The organism is Bacteroides sp. 1001136B_160425_E2, assembly GCF_015559655.1.
In the GTDB taxonomy this organism is placed as follows: Bacteria; Bacteroidota; Bacteroidia; order Bacteroidales; family Bacteroidaceae; genus Bacteroides; species Bacteroides luhongzhouii.
Genome location: NZ_JADMQH010000002.1, coordinates 389,389 through 409,086, shown reverse-complemented (window position 1 = coordinate 409,086; position 19,698 = coordinate 389,389). Strand labels below are relative to the sequence as shown.

The 19,698-nt window shown below is 37.1% G+C and carries 21 protein-coding genes; 5 read left to right on the top strand and 16 right to left on the bottom strand.

The window, feature by feature from the left end; translation table 11 throughout:
- Position 1 precedes the first annotated feature (1 nt).
- From I2I04_RS03485 to I2I04_RS03415, 15 genes are all read right to left on the bottom strand, one after another.
- The gene (locus I2I04_RS03485) at positions 2-532 is read right to left on the bottom strand and encodes a serine O-acetyltransferase (protein WP_229126910.1); all 531 of its coding nucleotides are present in this window, start codon (positions 530-532) and stop codon (positions 2-4) included.
- Between the two features lie 54 nt (positions 533-586).
- Positions 587-1,567, bottom strand: a complete 981-nt coding sequence (locus I2I04_RS03480) for a glycosyltransferase family 10 domain-containing protein (RefSeq protein ID WP_195654299.1) — start codon at positions 1,565-1,567, stop codon at positions 587-589.
- A complete protein-coding gene (locus tag I2I04_RS03475; RefSeq protein WP_410489757.1) occupies positions 1,567-2,277 on the bottom strand; it encodes an acyltransferase family protein in 711 nt (236 codons plus the stop codon). Before I2I04_RS03475 ends, I2I04_RS03480 begins: the two co-directional genes overlap by 1 nt.
- A 38-nt stretch (positions 2,278-2,315) precedes the next feature.
- Positions 2,316-2,507 carry an acyltransferase family protein gene (locus I2I04_RS03470; protein WP_195654297.1) on the bottom strand — a complete coding sequence of 64 codons (192 nt, stop codon included), beginning with the start codon at positions 2,505-2,507 and terminating at the stop codon, positions 2,316-2,318.
- A complete protein-coding gene (locus tag I2I04_RS03465) occupies positions 2,494-3,489 on the bottom strand; it encodes a hypothetical protein (RefSeq protein WP_195654296.1) in 996 nt (331 codons plus the stop codon). Before I2I04_RS03465 ends, I2I04_RS03470 begins: the two co-directional genes overlap by 14 nt.
- Before the next feature lie 18 nt (positions 3,490-3,507).
- A complete protein-coding gene (locus tag I2I04_RS03460) occupies positions 3,508-4,428 on the bottom strand; it encodes a DUF6625 family protein (protein WP_195654295.1) in 921 nt (306 codons plus the stop codon).
- A 14-nt stretch (positions 4,429-4,442) separates the two neighbouring features.
- Positions 4,443-5,372, bottom strand: a complete 930-nt coding sequence (locus tag I2I04_RS03455) for a glycosyltransferase family 2 protein (RefSeq protein ID WP_195654294.1) — start codon at positions 5,370-5,372, stop codon at positions 4,443-4,445.
- A gap of 47 nt (positions 5,373-5,419) precedes the next feature.
- Positions 5,420-6,940: an oligosaccharide flippase family protein gene (locus I2I04_RS03450; protein ID WP_195654293.1), complete on the bottom strand. Its 1,521-nt coding sequence runs from the start codon at positions 6,938-6,940 to the stop codon at positions 5,420-5,422.
- A gap of 21 nt (positions 6,941-6,961) precedes the next feature.
- Positions 6,962-8,134 carry a hypothetical protein gene (locus tag I2I04_RS03445; RefSeq protein WP_195654292.1) on the bottom strand — a complete coding sequence of 391 codons (1,173 nt, stop codon included), beginning with the start codon at positions 8,132-8,134 and terminating at the stop codon, positions 6,962-6,964.
- A 5-nt stretch (positions 8,135-8,139) separates the two neighbouring features.
- Positions 8,140-9,033, bottom strand: a complete 894-nt coding sequence (locus I2I04_RS03440) for a polysaccharide pyruvyl transferase family protein (RefSeq protein WP_195654291.1) — start codon at positions 9,031-9,033, stop codon at positions 8,140-8,142.
- Positions 9,034-9,110: 77 nt separating this feature from the next.
- Positions 9,111-10,034, bottom strand: a complete 924-nt coding sequence (locus I2I04_RS03435; RefSeq protein ID WP_195654290.1) for a glycosyltransferase family 8 protein — start codon at positions 10,032-10,034, stop codon at positions 9,111-9,113.
- Positions 10,035-10,331: 297 nt separating this feature from the next.
- Complete coding sequence (locus I2I04_RS03430) at positions 10,332-12,755, bottom strand: GumC family protein (protein ID WP_195654289.1); 2,424 nt, start codon at positions 12,753-12,755, stop codon at positions 10,332-10,334.
- Positions 12,756-12,761: 6 nt separating this feature from the next.
- A complete protein-coding gene (locus tag I2I04_RS03425; protein WP_410489755.1) occupies positions 12,762-13,577 on the bottom strand; it encodes a polysaccharide biosynthesis/export family protein in 816 nt (271 codons plus the stop codon).
- A gap of 57 nt (positions 13,578-13,634) precedes the next feature.
- On the bottom strand, positions 13,635-15,041 hold the full coding sequence (locus I2I04_RS03420; protein WP_143257403.1) for an undecaprenyl-phosphate glucose phosphotransferase: 1,407 nt from the start codon (positions 15,039-15,041) through the stop codon (positions 13,635-13,637).
- A gap of 150 nt (positions 15,042-15,191) precedes the next feature.
- Positions 15,192-15,341 (bottom strand): hypothetical protein, encoded by a 150-nt coding sequence (locus tag I2I04_RS03415; protein ID WP_195470836.1) that lies wholly within the window; start codon positions 15,339-15,341, stop codon positions 15,192-15,194.
- Positions 15,342-15,494: 153 nt separating this feature from the next.
- On the opposite strand from I2I04_RS03415, the gene I2I04_RS03410 reads away from it, so the two are divergent.
- Both I2I04_RS03410 and I2I04_RS03405 read left to right on the top strand, forming a co-directional pair.
- Positions 15,495-16,127, top strand: a complete 633-nt coding sequence (locus tag I2I04_RS03410; RefSeq protein WP_143257402.1) for a BT4734/BF3469 family protein — start codon at positions 15,495-15,497, stop codon at positions 16,125-16,127.
- A 35-nt stretch (positions 16,128-16,162) separates the two neighbouring features.
- Positions 16,163-17,995, top strand: a complete 1,833-nt coding sequence (locus tag I2I04_RS03405; RefSeq protein WP_195654287.1) for a DUF3987 domain-containing protein — start codon at positions 16,163-16,165, stop codon at positions 17,993-17,995.
- Positions 17,996-18,155: 160 nt separating this feature from the next.
- Here the strand turns inward: I2I04_RS03405 and I2I04_RS03400 are convergent, their stop codons facing one another.
- Positions 18,156-18,374: a DUF4248 domain-containing protein gene (locus tag I2I04_RS03400; RefSeq protein ID WP_004313208.1), complete on the bottom strand. Its 219-nt coding sequence runs from the start codon at positions 18,372-18,374 to the stop codon at positions 18,156-18,158.
- A 219-nt stretch (positions 18,375-18,593) separates the two neighbouring features.
- Between I2I04_RS03400 and I2I04_RS03395 the strand changes: the two genes are divergently transcribed.
- The 3 genes from I2I04_RS03395 to I2I04_RS03385 all read left to right on the top strand — a co-directional run bounded on the left by I2I04_RS03395 (position 18,594) and on the right by I2I04_RS03385 (position 19,697).
- Entirely contained in the window at positions 18,594-19,082 is a 489-nt protein-coding gene (locus tag I2I04_RS03395) for a DNA-binding protein (protein ID WP_074637223.1), read from the top strand.
- 89 nt (positions 19,083-19,171) lie between these two features.
- Complete coding sequence (locus I2I04_RS03390) at positions 19,172-19,279, top strand: smalltalk protein (RefSeq protein WP_004297473.1); 108 nt, start codon at positions 19,172-19,174, stop codon at positions 19,277-19,279.
- 4 nt (positions 19,280-19,283) lie between these two features.
- Entirely contained in the window at positions 19,284-19,697 is a 414-nt protein-coding gene (locus tag I2I04_RS03385; RefSeq protein ID WP_195470834.1) for an N-acetylmuramoyl-L-alanine amidase, read from the top strand.
- The last annotated feature ends 1 nt before the right edge of the window (position 19,698 follow it).

Sequence of the window (19,698 nt, the reverse complement as noted above, 5' to 3'; positions counted from 1 at the left end):
GTTAGTTATTTTTTAGATGTCGAATCCAAGGATTTCCTTTATCCGATATTTTTTTTGCTGGTATACCTGCTATGGTTGTACCACGCTCTAAAAAGTCTTTATTCACTACAGCATTAGCACCAATAGCACATTCATCTGCGATATGGATTCTCCCAAAGAGTTTAGCACCGGGACCTATCCATACATTATCACCAATCGTTGGCACATCATCTGCCAAATCACCTTGCCGACCAATGTTTACACCTTGATGAATATCACAAAAAGCCCCTACTCTAACATTATCATTTACCACAATAAGACCAAAATGATTTATTTTAAGCCCAGGCCCAAAAACATTAATGGGAATATCCCAACCCATCTTTACACCATAATGACGATGGATCATATACCAGACTTTCTTCAGAATTTTATGATAAATACCTTTTTGATTAGCGTGATATTCTTCATATCTTAACGCTATGAGAAATTTCCAATGTTCTTCTCCCCAAAATGACGGGCAGCACTTTGTAATGCCGTATACTTGCCTATCCAAGTCTAAATAATGTTTGAGATCTTTTTTTGTCCTAATCACGTCACAACTCTCCTATTATACGTTTTTAATAATTACCTTCAATTTATCTTCCAGTTGCTCATAATACTCCCAGATTACGTTTTCAGCACCTGGTAACAAACAAGGTTGTGTAGCAAACTCCATATAAGAATCCTTGCTACTATTCAATTCGGAAATTAACTTCAATTGATTTTCTGGAATTTCCGCTTGCTTAATAAATACAATTGCTTTAGAATTAATCACATCTGGCTCCGGGTTGTTATTACACCCAAAGTAAATAGGCACAGTACCTGCCTGAAACGCCTCCATCAATTTCTCCGTACAATAATAAGGATCATTGCTATTTTCAGGAGTCAGGTTAAAACGATAATCACGAAGATAAGAAAGTTTATCATCCTTATGTATCATACGCAAAGTGTCATTGTTATGCATACCACGACCATCACAATCCACTCGGTCGATAGAACTTAGACGATCATATAAATGCTGACGCCCAGGGTCAGAATGACTACATAAAAAACAAGCAAACTTACGATTGTCATACGAATGATTCAAAGGGTTATTCATGTGCAATACCCTTTCTTTTATCTCTTTGTAAGTATCGGTTGGTTGAAAAGTATTCCATGTCATCCAAAAAGGAATACGTAAATATTGGTCATGTTCAAGATTATCAAATCCAATAGACAATTGGAAACGGTTGTCATTTAAAAATTGGTGTTCCCACCTCTTCATTTCCGGTTTATGCAAGTTTTCACGTGCTACAAAAATACGTAAATCACAATCATCAAAAACAGTCAACCAGTCAGGAGCAAAAATAGAATATAGCCCTATTTTAAGTTTTGGTTTACCAATGAGTAATCCCCTCTTCTCGATAAAGTTAACCAACCACAGGTCTGGACTATAGACCCTACTCCAATTATAAATTCTCACTTGGTGCCCCTTAGTAGCTTGCAATCCAACATGGCGGCGTTCAAGAATATTTTTCCAATAAATGTATTTTCTTTTTACACGATTCATTATTTTCCTATTTTTGTTACATCCCACCATCTATTTACAAATAAAACGATAGAAAGATATGATAATACAAAAGTTATTATAAGTATAAGACACCACTCATAGAACGAGTTTGAGTTATACTTTTGTTGAATACAAAGTAATATAGGCCAATGTGTACACATAGGGATAATGCTATACTTTCCAAAAGGCAGCATCCATTTCACTCTTATGCATTTACAAAACTCCACTACTACAATGCTACCGCTTATTGCTGCGAGATAAAATGTAATAGGATTTTGAGTTATCATATTTAAAGCTATATTTTGTGGTCTGAAAAACAAATAAAAACAAATGAACCATATAATAAATGCAGAAAAGCATCGGTAAAAATTGAATTTATCATCAATAAGCCATTTTTTCATATAATGTCCCATAGCATAAAAAGGTAAACTTGTTGCAGCTGCACCCAAATAAAAATAATTATGACCATGATAACCTACATACCATCCCCATAATCCAATGAATATTACAGCAACTATAGTTTGATAACGAGGGCGAACAAGCAAGAAATAAAAGATTACTTTGTCCATAATTAATACAAGTAAGAACCATAATGGTCCATTTACCTTAAAAGCTATAAGCCATTGCCCTTTTACTATATAATAGGTCGTAATACCCAAAATAAAAAAGATAAAAAACTGAAAGATAAGATTAAGGATCCCTCTCCCCAACTTAATTAATGAAGGCTTATTTAATAAATCACCCAAACCTAGGGGGGGGGGGTAAATATTCCAGACAACAAAAAGAAAAAAGGGACATAAAAAGAGCCTAAGACATTCCAATAAGTCGTCAACAACAAATCCTTGCTAAAATTAGTTGTACAAATGATATGAGAACTAATAATCAACACAATACCTATTGCCTTAGCAATATCAATGTGATCAATTCTATTCTTTGCCATATAATATCGTATTTACCCAATTTTGTATATATAGTCTTTCCATTCCTATTTTAGAAGAAAACGACAATTTTTTATTCATAAACTCCACATCAAGAATGGGTTTATTCACATCAATGCATTTTACTTGTTGAGTAATAACATCTTTAGATACAATAGATTCCAATAATCTTATATAGTTTTGATTAGAAGTAATTATCTTCTTTCCTGCAGCTAATGCCCATACAAATCGAGGTGTCAAAGCAGTCTGCATTGGTCGATCAATATCAAGAACACACTCACTCTCCGCCATAATCGTATTATAATCGTCTGCATTTATGGGGGTACTCATAAACAAATTATCATTATTATCCTCCAACTGTTCTTTAAAGAATGGTATCAATCTGAAGTAATAAGACCATCCTCTTTGTTTACACAGAGGAATTATAAAATTTCTTATAATGTACGCCCGTCCGTCGTGGTCAGTTCCAATACAACTTATTTTATATTTAAATTCTGGTTGGCATTGTGATTTTTGCATTTCACGAGGTATAAAAAATGGTAAGTATTCTGCTTTCTCATATTTATCAGCATCACTCATATCAAATGTATGAATAGAGTCATACAGATCTTGATGTCGATAATAATCAAACCAATTACTTGAATCCCAAACATACAAATGAATCTTAATATTCATATTTTGTTTCCGAAGATGCTTTAGTAAGTATGAGGAACAATCTTCACCATTAATAATGAAGCACTCATCATAACTATGACTTAGAGTTCCTTGCTTTATTTGCTCTTTCCAATATTTATCAATAGGTTTACTTATATACTCAAACCATATCTTACGAATAGTTTTGTGTCCTACCCAATGATAATACGGACTATCAAAATGCTTAGCAGGAATAAAATCCACTTCATTTCCTGCCAATACTTGCAACTCTTTTAAAATCAACTTATAAAGGTCCAAATAGGAAGGAGCTATAAATAATATTCTTTTCATATTATAACCAACGTTTATTTACATTTTCTCTTTCATCACGATGCCATCCACACTAACATATACATTTTTTTCCCTCTGTTGTTGCCAATCAACAGGTAAATGACAGAATCCCGGATTCCAATAATACTTAGAATCACTATAAATGTTTTTTTTGAAAAATAAAAAATGTAAATAAGGAAGCTCTAATCCATCATAACGATATACTTTGTTTTTATCAAAATCATATTCCCAACATTGACCTAAAGTCGGATTAGGGCTTGTGTAATATTCAACAAAAGATCTACGAGTAAAACGATTACAAAACAATCGGTTAATTAAAGCTAGATATTTGAAGTAATGTAAGCGAAATATCGGCTTAAAGATATAACGATACAGCCTACGTACCAGTCTCATCTCCGGATAAACCATATCACTCCATATACCTTCATCTATTGCATAATTCTTTGTATCTAATAGCAAAGACTGCCAATCTGGAATTTTCAAACATAACTTAGTAAATTTAGATTCCTTACGGATTACTGTAAAGTGACCGGCAATATGATAACTATGCGTAGTGAGCAAATCATATTTTTTAAGATTTCGGATATTTGTTATTATATTTAGATTACCAAAAATAAGATCATTATCACCAAAAGCCCAATAATCATATTCTCTTAAATCTTCAGCATGAATCAATCCATAGAAAACCTTCAAATCACATAACTTATAGGCTTGTGTCGGTCGAAAATTAACATGTAGCACTCGAGAGACATGCTTACAATATGCTTCAAAAGAGAGTGTTGTAAAAAGAGTGTTAGGATATACAGTCGCAGGCACTAAACAATCTGTAAAAAACAAAAAGTCTACTTGAGGATTCTTGCTACAGGAGTACAAATACAAATCCATCCATTCCGGCCATTTACCGAAATAAGGCACTATCATTGCTATTTTTGCTTGCATATAAATAAAACCAATTAAAATCGGAGTAATTTCCTAGCTATAGGAAAGCATCCTAAAGCAAGGGCTATATATCCCACTTTCCAACGAATGCTTTTTGAATTGAAAAATGCAGCTTTTTTATTGTACATCCACAATAGTTTCCACGCTTCAATATTACTAAGAGCCCTATGCATATAACCTTCAACAAACACACTAAGACGAGCATTTTCCAACTCCTTTTCAAAACCCATTGAAGGCAAATAGTTACAAAGTTGATTATAAAAGGCACAGCGTACTTGATAAGTTTTACGAGTATAATTATGAGTAATAGAAGTCTCATTCATCACATAGTGATAATAAGCCTTATTTACATAGGTTATCTTTATCTTTGGGTGCTGCAATAGCTGTACCCAAAAAAGAAGATCTTCACAATAGTCTATCCCTTTTGGAAAATGACATCCATACTGACTGTAACATGATCGTCGCACAAGTTTGTTCCAACAACTACCATGTAGCCGCTGAAACATAGCACGAAGTACCACTTCAGGACTAAAAGAAGGAGGTTCTTGCTTTCTATATACACTATTACCATTACGTTCCACGTAGTAATCACAAAATACCACATCTGCATTAGTTAATACAGCTTTTGCATAAAGATCCTGTAGCATCTCTGATTCCATCCAATCATCGGCATCTGCGTGGATTACATATATGCCACTTGCTGCTTCTATACCAGTTTGACGAGCAGCACTAACCCCTTCATTTTTTTTATGAATCACCTTAAAACGATGATCCTTATCCGCATATTCTTCACAAATAATACCTGATTCATCCGTGCTACCATCATTTATCAGCAAAACTTCAAAATGGCTCCACGTTTGTAATAACAAGCTATCTAAAAGGCAACGTATTTGGTGTTCTGCATTGTAAACAGGGACAACAACCGATATTATAGATTCGTTCACAGTCTTTTTATTTATTATAAGTTACAGTTACATAATAATAGCTCGTATTATTTTAAAAGGCTTAGTTTTTTCATTTGTCGTTTTACAATAACTCTAGTCTCATTATCTAAACCAATAGAATATAAAATAGTTAATGTACATATAACAGATAGTGAACAAACAACAAGGAAACGCAACCATCCGACTTGCATTTGCTGCTGAACTAGCCAAGGAATAATAGTTGCTAAGAAAATAAGCATCAAGTTTTTCAAAAACACCATCACTATATATCTCATAGCAGGAAAATCGTAGTATTTGTGTATAATATAAAGGTTTAATCCCATCGCTATGATTAAAGGAACAGCCGATACCCAATATACAGTTATTGGTCCAAACCCCATCTTTAAGAAAAAATAAGCTAACGGAAGAGTTAATAGATAAAGGGGGGCAACAAACAGATTTAATTCTTTAACACGTCCTATTGCCACAACACCTTGATCTACAAACTTATTAGAATAAGAAATAAAAGAGACAATCAATGAAATTCTTATAAATGAAGAGGTATAATCCGGTACTTCTGTCAACCATAGCGCAAGAACAAAATCAATCTCAAGTAATACAGGCGTAATAAAGACAGCAAGAAGAAACAAAGTATACTTACTCACATTGAAGATTAAACGATGAAATTTCTCCTTCTCACCAGCACCATACAGCTTTACCAATTGAGGTTCAGCAGCCATAACAAAACTGCTAACCAACTGATTTATAGTAAAAATGACAGTACTAGCTAACCCACGCGCAGCATTCATTATTGTATTAAAAAAAAGATTAATTAAAATAGACATACCTTGTCCATTGAGCACTGCAGACAAGTGACCTATTGTAGACCAACCGGAAAATTGTATCATCTCTCTAAAACTCGATTTATCTATGCGCAAAGAAAACGCACATTCTTGAAAATGCATAAAACAATACCACCGATAAACCACCATAACAATCAACCCAATAAGCATCTGTATTAATGCATAGATGATAAGTTTATCACCTGGTATAAATGTGAGTAATAACAACATAATGATACGACCAACAATATCGAAAATACTCATAAAAGCATAAATATTAAAATGTTCATGAGCAGTAACCGCAGCTGTAAAAGGAGTTTGCGTAATAGCCATCACTACACTAACAATAGAGCATTGAAAGACCCAATTTGCAGCCGATAGTCGTTCTTGATCAATATTAAGTTTATGATTAACAAAATAAAGTCCAATAGTTTCAAGAAGAATAAAGACGATTAAAGCTATGCCTAAATGAATCACAAAAGCAGTAGAAAATGTATCTTTCAGTTTTGAACAATCTCCTTCACCAATACGTAAAGCTAAAAATCGACGTGTTCCTCCTTGCAAGATACTATTCAGCACAGTAAAGAGTGACACAAATCCCCCCACTACATTATATACACCATAATCTGATGCACCTAACTTTTCAAGTACAATACGAGTGACAACGAATCCTAAAACCATTGTCACCATCATACGTATATACAAATACGCTGAATTTTTTACGATTTTTCTATTATTTTCGTCCATAAAATAATAAATACAACAGTGTTATACTATTGATTTCTTATTAAAAAGCTTATTTAGTAGTACATTAAATAAAGCCTTGACTTTAAAAAGAAAAGTTATTTCTTTTTTATAATAGGGTAATAACTCTATAAGCATATCATCATGCTTAAAAGTACCATTTAGCCACATTCTGCGCAAGTATACCTTTTTATTATGCTTATAAAATTCTATATCAAAAACCGCATTATACTCATCGATTACACCAAGTGCGTCTAAAGTCAACAAAGTTCTTATACATTTAAAACACGTGTTATCATTTCCATCCCGAGGAGGTTTATTAACACAAACATTCAAGTATTTCTTAGAAGGTTGATATAAACTTACTACTTTTGTCTTTTCAAATCGACTTTTCTCACCACCTGTAGAATAGAAACGAAGAGTATCGGTAGAAGCCATAGAAAGTAACAATAAATCATATTTGGCCACAGTAAAATCATGTCCCGCTATTTTTTTTAATGAGAACTCTTCATAAGAGTAACCAGACGAATAATAATAAGTTGATATAGCACCTTGAAGATGAAGCATACAAAAAAGAGCCATATAAGTATGATTCTCGATGTGAGAATAAGGCAAATACTTATTCATCACCAAATGCAAATTAGTCTCTATATCAATAAAGTCAAATCCATACTCCTGGGCAAAACTCTTTGCATGAAGATAACGTCCTTTAGTGAGATCTGAATGTTGCTTATTACCAGGAGAACTACCCGCATTAAAGTATGCTAACGTATTTATTTTTCGACACTGTGGGATATACGAACCAGTATGAGTAGCGACAGTATATAACGAATCGACTCCACATGAGATACCAGTAGCTATACGATTACCCCTATTTTGTATCACCTTAACTAAAGGTGCTTTTATACGTATACGATGCAAGAAATTATTAGCAGAAACAATCGCATCAATAAAATGATATTCCAAATTATAATACAACTGATCAGATATTGGTAATTCAGAAACAATATCATAACCACCTTTCATTGCAAAGTACAATAAACCACAAACAAAAGCATCGATCCTATCAGCAACCACATCCACTCCAAATGAACAATTTATTGTTGTTTCTATTGTTTCATTGTATCCACCAATATTAATTAAAGAAGTGACTCCCCTCCCAGAAAATTGAATACTATTTATATATATTTCTCTCATTACTACTAATTGTTTTTTAAATAAATGTTAAATGGAGCAGAATTAATAAGAGGATTCAAATCAATCGATCCTTTTTTATAACTTGATAGAGCAGCCATTATTTCATTCAAACTCATTCCCTCCTTAACAACATATGGCTGAGGACGATCTTGATCCATAGAAAGAAAAAAATCATGAAATTTAAAATGTCCTCCCATTAATTTACCTGAAAGTTCAATCCATAAATTGGGGATATCATAAGCTTCAGACATAATTAGCCCATGTAATGACGAAGAAGCTATATATTCACAACTACAAATTTGATCTAGTACTTCTAGCCAGTTTTTGTATCCTTCCATCTTTATCATAAGTACTTTAGGATCATTTTTAAATCCAACGAGAGCTGGATGATCGAAGTCGTCAAAATGAGGAATAATGCCTAATCTATACTTTTTTATAACATTAGGTCTATACCAATACTTCAATAAAAGAGCTGGATCGCCATAAACAGGTGCAACATCTACTCCATTATTTAGCAAATACTGGCGTGTCAGCGGCCCCCTTACAGCCAAAACTTTCAAAGGTTTAGCTGGTAATTCACTGTTACCATCAATAACACCAGCTCCCCATATAATAGTTTGTGAGTTGCACAGTTGGTCAATGGTTGATCCAATCATTAAATAATTTATAGAATTCCTTCTCATTGAAAGAGAAGAATTATAAAGATAAGAGATTTTACGCCTAAATATGCATTCTATAAAGAAATGATTAATATCATCACCCCAATTACGATGAACTAACCTACCATAGGAATAAAATAAACAAGCATTGACTAATATAGGATTATGAAATAGATCAATCCACAATGTTTTTAGTTTGGTTATTATCCGATTAAAAAAGGAATAGTTATATTTTTGCATACATTTTAGAATTCACTTAATCTCAATGGATTAAGCTTCTCTGATAATCTATTAATAACAATAGCTTATTTCAATTATTATTTAATATTATATCCAGCATCATTCATCACCCCTACACAATTGAGAAAGTTACGCACAATACGTTTTGTTCTCCCCCACGCTGTCATTTGTTCAAAAATGGGGAATTTATACTCTTTCCAATCAGTCATAAGAAGATATCTTTTGTATAATATTTTATAAGGATGTTGACAATCGCGAAACCAAGGTTTAATAGGACAAGCAAAATGAATAATACCTGGAGCTTTTCGGGCATCAATTAATTGAGGTAGATATTTATTAAAAATCTTGGGTTGTCGCCTAAAATAAAAAGTGGTCATATTCCACTTGATAGGTAAACTAGTTATCTTTCCTTTAAAATACATTGCTATCACGTCTTGCTCATTGTTTATCTTATCAGCAACAGTACGAACAAAATCAAAGATAGGACGTTGTAATTCCATAGTCCTCCACTGTAAAAGGTCACAAACCATAACCCCTGAATTTATATAAAGATCTTCTACCTGTAAATGTAGCCTAGGCTTATAAGTGACACAATCGGGAATATCCTCTGCTGCGGCCAAAACTTTGTTATGTAACTCTATCTCGTAAAGAGGTTTAATATCGTCATTAATTATCATATCCACATCTAAGAAAAGACATCGTTCAACTTCGAGAGGTAGCACATGAGGTATAAAAAGTTTAAGATACATAATAATATTCCACTGCCCTACAGGTAAGTCACTAATATCATTAGCTGCACAGTTCCTGATTATAAATGTATTACCATAATTACTACACAAAACAGAAAGTTTGCAAGCAGACTCTTTTAATATTCCTGTAGTCAATAAATATACTTGAAACGATTTGTCGCGATTAGTTTCAAAAAGTGAGCACAACATTACAGCTGTATGCTGTACATAATCTTCATCGCTAACGCAAACGATATAATATGGATTTACCATTATGAATTACTAATTTGTTATCGTACGATGTTTTGGTAAAAGACTTAATCATTTTCACTATATAAACTCAAAAAACAATTCATAGCTATAAACAGAAATGTTAGGTTAAAAAGATTTAGATATATTGAAACACGAGATCCCAAATATCTGTATAAGCGTTAAAAACTCCAGCAAAGAGTTTACTTAGGAGTTTAAGGAGATCTACTCTACAATTTAGCAGTACTTATCGTATGATTATATGTACCCATCATTATATATTTCTACTAAGATAGAATAAATCCTCACCTTTTTAGACGTTTATTCTTCCTTCACTCTATGTTCTCCATAACCGTAACCATAGCCATAACGCTTACCATAACCATAGTATTTGCCATACTTGCCATAGCCGTAATAATAGCCATACTTCTTCTTCTGAAGATCCAAACCATTAATTACTGTACAAAGATTAGGAAGTTTATTATTATCTGCCAGTTCATTAATCAAGGTAAACTCTGCTTTTCGAGTATAATCAGCACGACATACATAGACAGATAAGTCAGCAATACGACCTATAAGCAAAGTATCAGTCACCATACCAATTGGAGCTGTATCTAAAATCACATAATCAAATTCTTTTCTCAATATAGCAATAGCCTTATCCAAGCCATCTCGAGCCAATAATTCCGTAGGATTAGGTGGTACTGTTCCCCCCGGAACAATATATAAATTCTTACTTACATCTGAAGACTGAACAAAATCCATCAAATTCTTTTCTGGATTTGACAGATATTGAGTAATTCCCATCTCTTTTCTGGGAATATTAAAGATTTTATTCAAACCTGGCTTACGAATATCAAGCCCCACAATCACGACTTTTTTCCCCAACAAAGAAAGACTGATAGCTAGATTTGCTGATATAAACGATTTACCCTCACCACTAACTGTTGAAGTCACCAAAATTACTTTCTGACTATTTTCAAGCATAAACTGTAAATTAGTACGAATATTACGGAAAGTTTCGCTCATTAAAGTATTCTGATTCTCAAACACAGTAATAGAACCTGTCTTTTCATCAGTCAATGGTACATCACCCACAATAGGTAACCTTGTTAATTTCTCGACATCACCACGCCCCTCTATTTTAAACTTAGTCAAACCGAGCAAAAAAATAAAAACAACAGGTCCCCCCAATCCTACTGCTAAAGCAACCATATAAATCATTTTAGGTTTTGGAGAAATGGGGCCACCTTCAGCTGCAGGCTCATCAATAATCTTAGCATTATTTGCAGTAGCTGCTAAAGTTATAGCATTCTCTTCACGTTTCTGCAAAAGCATCAGATAAAGCCCAGCCTTAATTTCCTGCTGACGTGCAATACTTACATATTGACGTTCCTGTCCCGGAGCATCACTGATGCGACGAGAGAAACGCCCGGCTTCACGATCCAAATCAGCCTTCACGATAAGCAAACCTTGCAAAGTACCATCAATAGCTGCTTGTACATTCGCTTTCATGGCACGAATACTCGTATCCAGATTCACAATCATAGGATTATTCTCTGTAGAAGTACGGAGTAAACGCTTGCGTTCAAAAATCAATTCATTATAACGATCTATCTGAGTAGTCAAACCATTATCAGACAAACCAATATTAGCTGGTAATACCTCATACTCATTCGACGGATTACTAATGTATTTGGTAAGATCACGAATCAAATTGATTTGAGTTCCATTCTCTACACGCTTTCTTTCATATTCTGCATTCCCTTCAACAGCTAATTGGGCATCACTGCCAATATTAGTTAATCCAGCATTTCTTTTAAAAGCTTCCAATTTATCTTCTGTACTTCCGAGTTCTTCATTAATAATTTTAATACGTTCATTAATAAATTCTTTAGTTTTCTCTGCAACCTCATTTTTGTCATTATTCGTATTACGATTATACATTTCTATCAACTTATTGATAAAATCTTGGCCACGCTGTATATTCGTATTCATCAATGAAACAACAGCAACAGAAGTCGTCTTAGAAGTCGGCTCTATATTTATTGCCCACTGATACCCTTTTGCTACTCCAAATGGCCGGCTAACCATAGCACTGATATTTCGTACTATATTTTGTCCTTCCATCCTCCCGTTTGATAAAGAATCTTTCAATGCAAACCCAAATGTACCGACATCTGTAGGTAACACTGCTGGGAGTTTTTCAAAATGTTTATTATACTCATTTAAACCCACTTTCAAATTTACATCCAATCCACCTTCCTGCGTAAGCTTCATATCAATTATAGCCACATCCGGCAAATTATCCGCCTCCTGTGCTGTCAAATTTACAATTATTGGAGAGGTTTTATACAACTCTTTTTTAGGAAATTCGTCCTCATCATAATAAGTAATATATAGTTCCAGATTATTGACAACCTCTTTCAATATTGTTTTTGAGCGTAGCACTTCTATCTCATTATCAATACTCTGCGTAGAAGTAATCATTCCTCCCAACCCTAGGTTTTCTAAATCAGCCGAACCTGCACTTCCTCCTTTTTTATCATCTTTTATCATAATAGAAGCAGAAACCTGATACACAGGAGTCTGAAAATGCAAATACATCCAAGCACCAATAAAACAAGCTAAAACCGAAGCAACAAACCAAGGCCAATGAATTATATACTTAAAGAGAAGTTCCTGATAATTAACTTTCTCTTCGTCTAATTCACTCATATTATTGTCATACGAATTCTCTTTCATTACTAATTACTTATTTAATAAAATTACCAATATGTTTGCAAGTGAAACCAAGATAGAAGTAGCAGAAAGCCATAATCCCGTATTAGTTCCTATATCAGAATTCTTAGCCTTAGTCTTATTAGGTGTCACATAAATAATATCATTCTGCTGCAACTGATAATAAGGAGACAATACCGTTTCAGCCTTATTCAAGTCCATAGTAATAATTTCCTGCTTATTATCCTGTCCGGTTCGGATTAATTTCACATTATCGCGCATACCATAAATAGTCAAATCACCTGCCATCGCGAGAGCTTCCAGCAAATTAATCTTCTCGTTGGAGACTACAAAGCTACCTGGTTTGGCAACTTCCCCCAGCACTGAAATCCGATAATTAACAATACGTACAGTTACAAGCGGCGCTTCTTTCAAATAAACCTTCAACTTATCTATAATCAGGTTTTCTATTTCCAGTTTAGTCAATCCACCTACATGAATCTCGCCCAATACCGGAAAGTTTATATTCCCTTGATTATCTACCAAATATTGCTGTAGAGCAGATGATGCAGCTCCTTGTCCTACCGTCTTTCCCTCCGTTCCACTAGCAGTACCCGAATTTACCAGATTGAAAGGTGCAGCCAGTTCCGGAGTAGAACAAGATACGGCAATCGTCAACAAATCCTTGGGCATAACCTTCACACCTGTCTGACGAACAGTCTGTTCTGTATCATTCACAAAAGCCGTATCCTGCAAATAAGGCACTTTCTTATATGATTGGCAGGATACCAGCAAAAAAGCAAGTAACGCACCCAAAGTCAATCGTTTCAATTTTCTCATAACCACCTACTCATGTAAATTACAACTATTGATTTAATCTTTATTCAATTTCCAATTCCTCACCTAATAAGCCTCTTTATCCCCGCGGATTACATTATACACAGTTTTATACATGATATATAAATCCAAAAGAAACGTCCAATGCTCGATATACCAGATATCACGTTGCACACGTCCTTCCATCTGCCAAAGCTCCTTCGTTTCTCCACGGAAACCTGTCACTTGTGCCCAACCTGTAATACCAGGCTTTACAAAATGACGGACCATATATTTATTTATTAAATGAGAATATTCTTCTGTGTGCTTCAACATGTGCGGACGGGGACCCACTAAAGACATATCCCCTTTCAGGACATTAATAAATTGAGGAAGTTCATCCACATTCGTCTTACGAATCAGATCACCAATTCGGGTTTTACGAGGATCATGTTCTGTAGCCTGTAATGTATCACATTGAGCATTCACCCGCATCGAACGAAACTTATAGCACCAGAATTCACGACCATCCTCCCCGCTCCGTTTCTGTTTGAAAAAGACAGGTCCAGGCGAACTTATCTTTATAGCCAGTCCCACAATGATGTATATAATCGGAAAAAAAGTACAAAGGAACAGTAGCGAGCAAATAATATCAAAACCACGTTTCATCATACGATTTTCCAATAACTCAAGTGGCTCACGACGGATAGAAAGTACCGGGACATTACCTAACATTTCAAAATACATTCTCCGTTTCAGATAGTTCCGGACATTGGGAACGCTGAAAAAACGAATCAGATGATTCTCACAATAGTTGATAATCGGCACTATTTCAGCACTACGGGCGGAAGGAAGGCTGCAATAAAGCTGGTCCACCTTTCCCGCATTACGAGCCAAATAATCAACAGCTTCACACGGCTGCCCCAAATAAGCTATATTCATAGGATAGCGGTCTGACGGAAAATCTTCAAAATATCCCAATACACGATACCCGGATGTCGGATCATCCGTCATGGAATGGTAAAGTTCCTGCATATTTTCATGGCTACCCACCAACACTACCTTTCGAACATTTTTCCCACTTTTACGATAAAGCTCCAGAATAGATCGGAACGTCAGACGATAGGAAATGATCACGATAATGAGAACTACATAAAATATCCCCAACTGACGCAGATTGACACATTCAAAATGAAATATGTATGAAAGCCCAAAGACTATCAATACAAAAGGAATCATATTCCGTGCCACCCGAAGCATTATTTGTTCCGGGCGAACCACCGGACGATGAAGGATCACTCCTGAACGGATGTTGCAAACCAGATAACATAAAGTCATCAGAGCCATGTTCTGGAGAAGAGGCATTGAATACTCAAATGGAGACCGGTTTTCCCAAATCGAAGTAAACATCCATAACAGCAAGTTCAATAAGATGATGTCCCCTAGAAGGACAAAAGATTTTAGGACTTTATTGAAACGTTGGACTTCCTGCATTATTTTATTATCAACTGATTAAAATTCTTTCCCATCACCCGTGTTTCTCACGATAATCGATATACCGGTCGATCCATTCAATTACTTTGGCTCGAAATTCCTCTTTGGTATGACAGTCATAGAAGTAAGCCAAAAGACGGGTGAAATGACTTAAACGAACGTCTCTCCTTTTATAACCTTTGCATAGTAGACAGCTTTGCCCAAGCCTATTTCAGCGCACATGGGAGCTATCTTCACACCTGCTTTCTTAAACTGCTCGGCGATGAAAAGGCCGAGTGCTGCATGAGAGTACTTTTTCATTTTTGTAATTCTGTTAATTGTTAAAGTTATTAAATAATACATGATTCTATCTATAACTGTTCTGATATGTCAGAACAGTTGATTTAAAAGCTATTCCTACCTTCGCCCCGCGTTTTGAAAATTCAAGGCGATAATCAAATAATTAGATACGTTATGACAAACGATTTTAGAATGTCTTATTTCATGCCTCCCATTGCGCCCATTAAAGACGAACACGGACAATTAGTTACTCCTCCTACGCTTATTCCCAGCTGCGAAGTCTCCGTAGAGCAAGTTTTTCAAATGATTACCTGCAACGAGAATCTCAAAGTTCTGACCGAACAAGTACGCAACTCCGCAGATATACGGACGGCAAAAGCATCACTATTACCATACGTGACTCCCTGTGGTACGTTCTCGCGTCGCAGCAGCAAATGCCTCATAGATCCTTCCCTCCTAACAGTAGTAGATATAGACTATCTCACCTCCTATCAGGAAGCAGTGGAGATGCGTAAGACGTTGTTCAATGACCCTCTTCTCCACCCTGTGCTCACGTTTATCAGTCCTAGCGGACGGGGCGTAAAAGCCTTTATACCCTACAATCATTTACCCATGGCCGATAACGCAAACTGTATCACGGAAAAAATGAAGTTAGCAATGCTATACACTGTGATGATCTATGGTACAGGAACACCTCCTCCTTTCGGAGAAAAGAAAAAAGGCGTGGACTTTTCCGGTAAAGACATTGTGAGATCCTGTTTCCTTTGCCATGATCCGGGTGCATTATTTAGAACCACCAACGAATAACCATAAAACATAATTATAAATCATAAATCAAAATAATGACTGATATTGAATCTTTACGCCGCCTCACTGAAGCGGTTGAAACTGCAGGAGCGGATATTGCTCCTACCTATGCTGAATATGTACAACTGGCATTCGCCATCGCAACAGATTGCGGCGAAGCGGGACGTGAGTTTTTTCATCGTTTGTGCCGGGTGTCCGCCAAGTATCAACGTGAACATGCCGAACGGATATTCTCCAATACTCTCACTACCCAACATGGAGAAGTGCACCTGGGCACGGCTTTCCATCTTGCTGAGATGGCAGGTGTAATCCTCTGCAAAGAAGAAGTTATGAACAACCGTAAAAATACAGAAAATACGGAAAATACACCGTCCAAAGTTCTCACACACGCACACGTATATAATAAGGTGGAGAATGACGAACCGGACGAATCCGAAGAACTGCTGAACGGCAGTGACCCGAACCAGCCATTGCCCACTTTCCCCGAAGCGGACTGGCCGAAAATCCTCTTGCTCATCATGAGCTATGCCACCAGCCCTACCCAGCGTGATGTCATGCTGCTCGGAGCATTGACTGCCATAGGTGCCAGCATGGAACGATATGTGAGATGTCCATACGCCGGCAAACTCCAGTCTCCTTGCCTGCAAAGTTTCATCGTGGCTCCTTCTGCCTCGGGTAAGGGAATTCTTTCGCTTATCCGTCTGCTCGTCGAACCTATCCATGACGAGATCCGCCAGCAAGTAGCGGAAGAGGTAAAGGCTTACAAAAAAGAGAAAGCCGCCTACGACGTCATGGGAAAAGAGCGTAGCAAAGTGGAAGCTCCCCAAATGCCCAAAAACAGAATGTTTCTCATCTCGGGCAATAACACCGGAACAGGTATTTTGCAAAATATCATGGATGCCAACGGCACGGGACTTATCTGCGAAACGGAAGCAGATACTATTTCTGCTGCCATCGGCTCGGAATACGGACACTGGAGCGACACGCTCCGCAAAGCGTTCGACCATGACCGTTTGTCGTACAACCGGCGTACCGACCAGGAATACCGGGAAGTAAAGAAAAGCTATCTGTCCGTCTTGCTTTCCGGTACGCCCGCACAAGTGAAACCACTTATTCCCTCGACAGAGAACGGCTTGTTCTCGCGCCAACTGTTTTATTACATGCATGGTATATGGGCATGGATCAATCAGTTTGAAAGTGGCGAAGCCGATCTGGAAGCTATCTTCACAGACATAGGCCTGGAATGGAAAAAGCAACTCGACCTGATGAAAACACATGGAGTCCATACGCTCCGGCTCACCGATGAGCAAAAGCAAGAGTTCAACACTCTCTTTTCCGATTTGTTCTTCCGTTCGGGGCTTGCCAACGACAACGAAATGAGCAGTTCCATAGCCCGACTGGCTGTCAACACGTGCCGCATCATGGCGGAAGTAGCTATGATACGTGCACTGGAATGTGATCAACCTTACCAATTCAAGAATTCTTCTATCCATCTGCTTACTCCTGATAAGGAGATTACCACTGATAATATCAAAGACGGCATTATCACCCGTTGGGATGTAACGATCACCACTGAAGATTTTAAAGCGGTCCTGGAGCTTGTAACTCCGCTTTATCGTCATGCCACGCATATCTTGTCTTTTCTTCCTTCCACAGAAGTCAAACATAGAGCCAATGCCGACCGGGATGCACTTTTCGAAGCGATGGGCAACCAATTCACCCGTGCACAGTTGTCGGAGCAGGCTACAGTCATGAAAATCAAACCTAACACTGCTTTCGGCTGGTTGAACCGTCTGATAAAGAAAGGGTTGTTTACCAACGCAGACGATAAAGGCATTTATACGCGCACGCACGTGTGCGTGTGTTAGGGAAACGGGAGTAAAAGTGTATTTCTTGTATTTTAATAAAGCATCGCTTTAGCGTTCGTAAAGCATAGGTTTAGCAACCATAAAGCACCGCTTTATCCCACACAAACCGCTTCTATTCCTCTCGCCATTTCCCACTTTCATTTTTCAACTCTCAACTTCTTCAAGGTTCTCCCAAAGCGTCCACAATCACTCTCACCTCCAACGGTGTGAATGAGCGACGCTTTGATTCGTACCCTAAGTCGTACAGACGTTGCAGAAGTCCGGGACATAAAGAGATCCATTTCTTCATTTTTCGATAAGCAGCAATGTCGGTAAGTGTCGGAGAATAAAGTTGCGCCAGTTCCATGCGCCCATAGGCACGTATTTTGAATTCGGTCATAATGGATAAAATTTTGATTTACAGTTACAAAAATAACAAAATAGTACCACATAACCAACGCTTTTCCATTGAATAAACGACCATTACGACATATAATTGACAACAATCGTGCGCAATCGCAAACAATTGATTTATCGATGTTTCTGGGTAGTATCTTTGTATTGTCGGAAGGGAAAAGAATCCCCGGACAATATGTTTAACCCTTTAATTTATTGTTTTATGATTCGTTACAAAATTTATCAAAACCAACAGCAGAAAGGCCTGAATGCAGGCAAGTGGTTCGCCCGTGCGGTAAGCGACGAGACGTTTGATTTGGCCAAGCTTGCCGAACACATGTCGAAACACAATTCACCGTATTCCGGTGGTGTCATCAAAGGTGTACTTTCTGACATGGTAGACTGCATCAAAGAATTGCTGCTCGACGGCAAATGCGTGAAAATCGACGACCTTGCCATCTTTGGGGTAGGCATCCGAAGTAAGGCGGCTGAAACACTGGAAGATTTTTCGTTAGAGAAAAACATCACAGGTATGCGCCTGAAAGCTCGTGCCACCGGTAATTTGTCGACTACCAACCTGAAACTCGACAGTCAACTGAAGCAGCAAGCGGAGTATCAGAAACCAACTACCCCTGGTGGAGATTCCGATTCAGGCAATACTCCTGATCCGAATCCGGGCGGAAGCGGTGAAGCACCTGACCCGGCTGCCTAATCCTAGTTTCTTATCTTCTGTAAGTCCTTCATTTAGTGAAGGACTTATCTTATCTAAATCCAATTTTTAATCTTTAAAAAAACAATGTCATGAGTAATTCATCTTCTCCCCGCTCCGTATGGAGCTTCATTATCAAAGTGATTATCACCGTTGCCACCGCTATCGGAGGCTTGATCGGAGTACAAAGTTGTATGTAGCTCCATGCGCACCATCACGCTGATTATCATTCATTGCAGTGCCACGCCGGAAGGAAAATTCTTTTCGGCGGAGGCTTGCCGACAAGATCATATCCAACACCGTGGGTTCCGTGACATCGGTTACCATTTCTACATCACCCGCAATGGAGAAATTTGCCAAGGCCGTCCTCTGGAAAAGGTCGGGGCACACTGCCGTAACCATAACACCCATTCGATAGGTATTTGTTACGAAGGAGGGCTGGATATTGCCGGACGTCCCCAAGACACACGTACATTGGCGCAACGAGGTTCTTTGCTCGCTTTGCTCCGCGAATTGAGAAAAAGATTCCCCAAAGCATTGATTGTAGGCCATCATGATTTAAATCCGATGAAGGAATGTCCGTGTTTTAACTGTATCAAAGAATATGGAGAGTTGTAAG

Coding starts and splice junctions, on each gene's coding strand:
- I2I04_RS03480 (WP_195654299.1), bottom strand. CDS start 1,567: ATGAATCGTGTAAAAAGAAAATACATTTATTGGAAAAATATTCTTGAA.
- I2I04_RS03470 (WP_195654297.1), bottom strand. CDS start 2,507: ATGGCAAAGAATAGAATTGATCACATTGATATTGCTAAGGCAATAGGT.
- I2I04_RS03465 (WP_195654296.1), bottom strand. CDS start 3,489: ATGAAAAGAATATTATTTATAGCTCCTTCCTATTTGGACCTTTATAAG.
- I2I04_RS03460 (WP_195654295.1), bottom strand. CDS start 4,428: ATGCAAGCAAAAATAGCAATGATAGTGCCTTATTTCGGTAAATGGCCG.
- I2I04_RS03450 (WP_195654293.1), bottom strand. CDS start 6,940: ATGGACGAAAATAATAGAAAAATCGTAAAAAATTCAGCGTATTTGTAT.
- I2I04_RS03445 (WP_195654292.1), bottom strand. CDS start 8,134: ATGAGAGAAATATATATAAATAGTATTCAATTTTCTGGGAGGGGAGTC.
- I2I04_RS03440 (WP_195654291.1), bottom strand. CDS start 9,033: ATGCAAAAATATAACTATTCCTTTTTTAATCGGATAATAACCAAACTA.
- I2I04_RS03435 (WP_195654290.1), bottom strand. CDS start 10,034: ATGGTAAATCCATATTATATCGTTTGCGTTAGCGATGAAGATTATGTA.
- I2I04_RS03430 (WP_195654289.1), bottom strand. CDS start 12,755: ATGAAAGAGAATTCGTATGACAATAATATGAGTGAATTAGACGAAGAG.
- I2I04_RS03420 (WP_143257403.1), bottom strand. CDS start 15,041: ATGCAGGAAGTCCAACGTTTCAATAAAGTCCTAAAATCTTTTGTCCTT.
- I2I04_RS03415 (WP_195470836.1), bottom strand. CDS start 15,341: ATGAAAAAGTACTCTCATGCAGCACTCGGCCTTTTCATCGCCGAGCAG.
- I2I04_RS03410 (WP_143257402.1), top strand. CDS start 15,495: ATGACAAACGATTTTAGAATGTCTTATTTCATGCCTCCCATTGCGCCC.
- I2I04_RS03405 (WP_195654287.1), top strand. CDS start 16,163: ATGACTGATATTGAATCTTTACGCCGCCTCACTGAAGCGGTTGAAACT.
- I2I04_RS03400 (WP_004313208.1), bottom strand. CDS start 18,374: ATGACCGAATTCAAAATACGTGCCTATGGGCGCATGGAACTGGCGCAA.
- I2I04_RS03395 (WP_074637223.1), top strand. CDS start 18,594: ATGATTCGTTACAAAATTTATCAAAACCAACAGCAGAAAGGCCTGAAT.
- I2I04_RS03390 (WP_004297473.1), top strand. CDS start 19,172: ATGAGTAATTCATCTTCTCCCCGCTCCGTATGGAGCTTCATTATCAAA.
- I2I04_RS03385 (WP_195470834.1), top strand. CDS start 19,284: ATGCGCACCATCACGCTGATTATCATTCATTGCAGTGCCACGCCGGAA.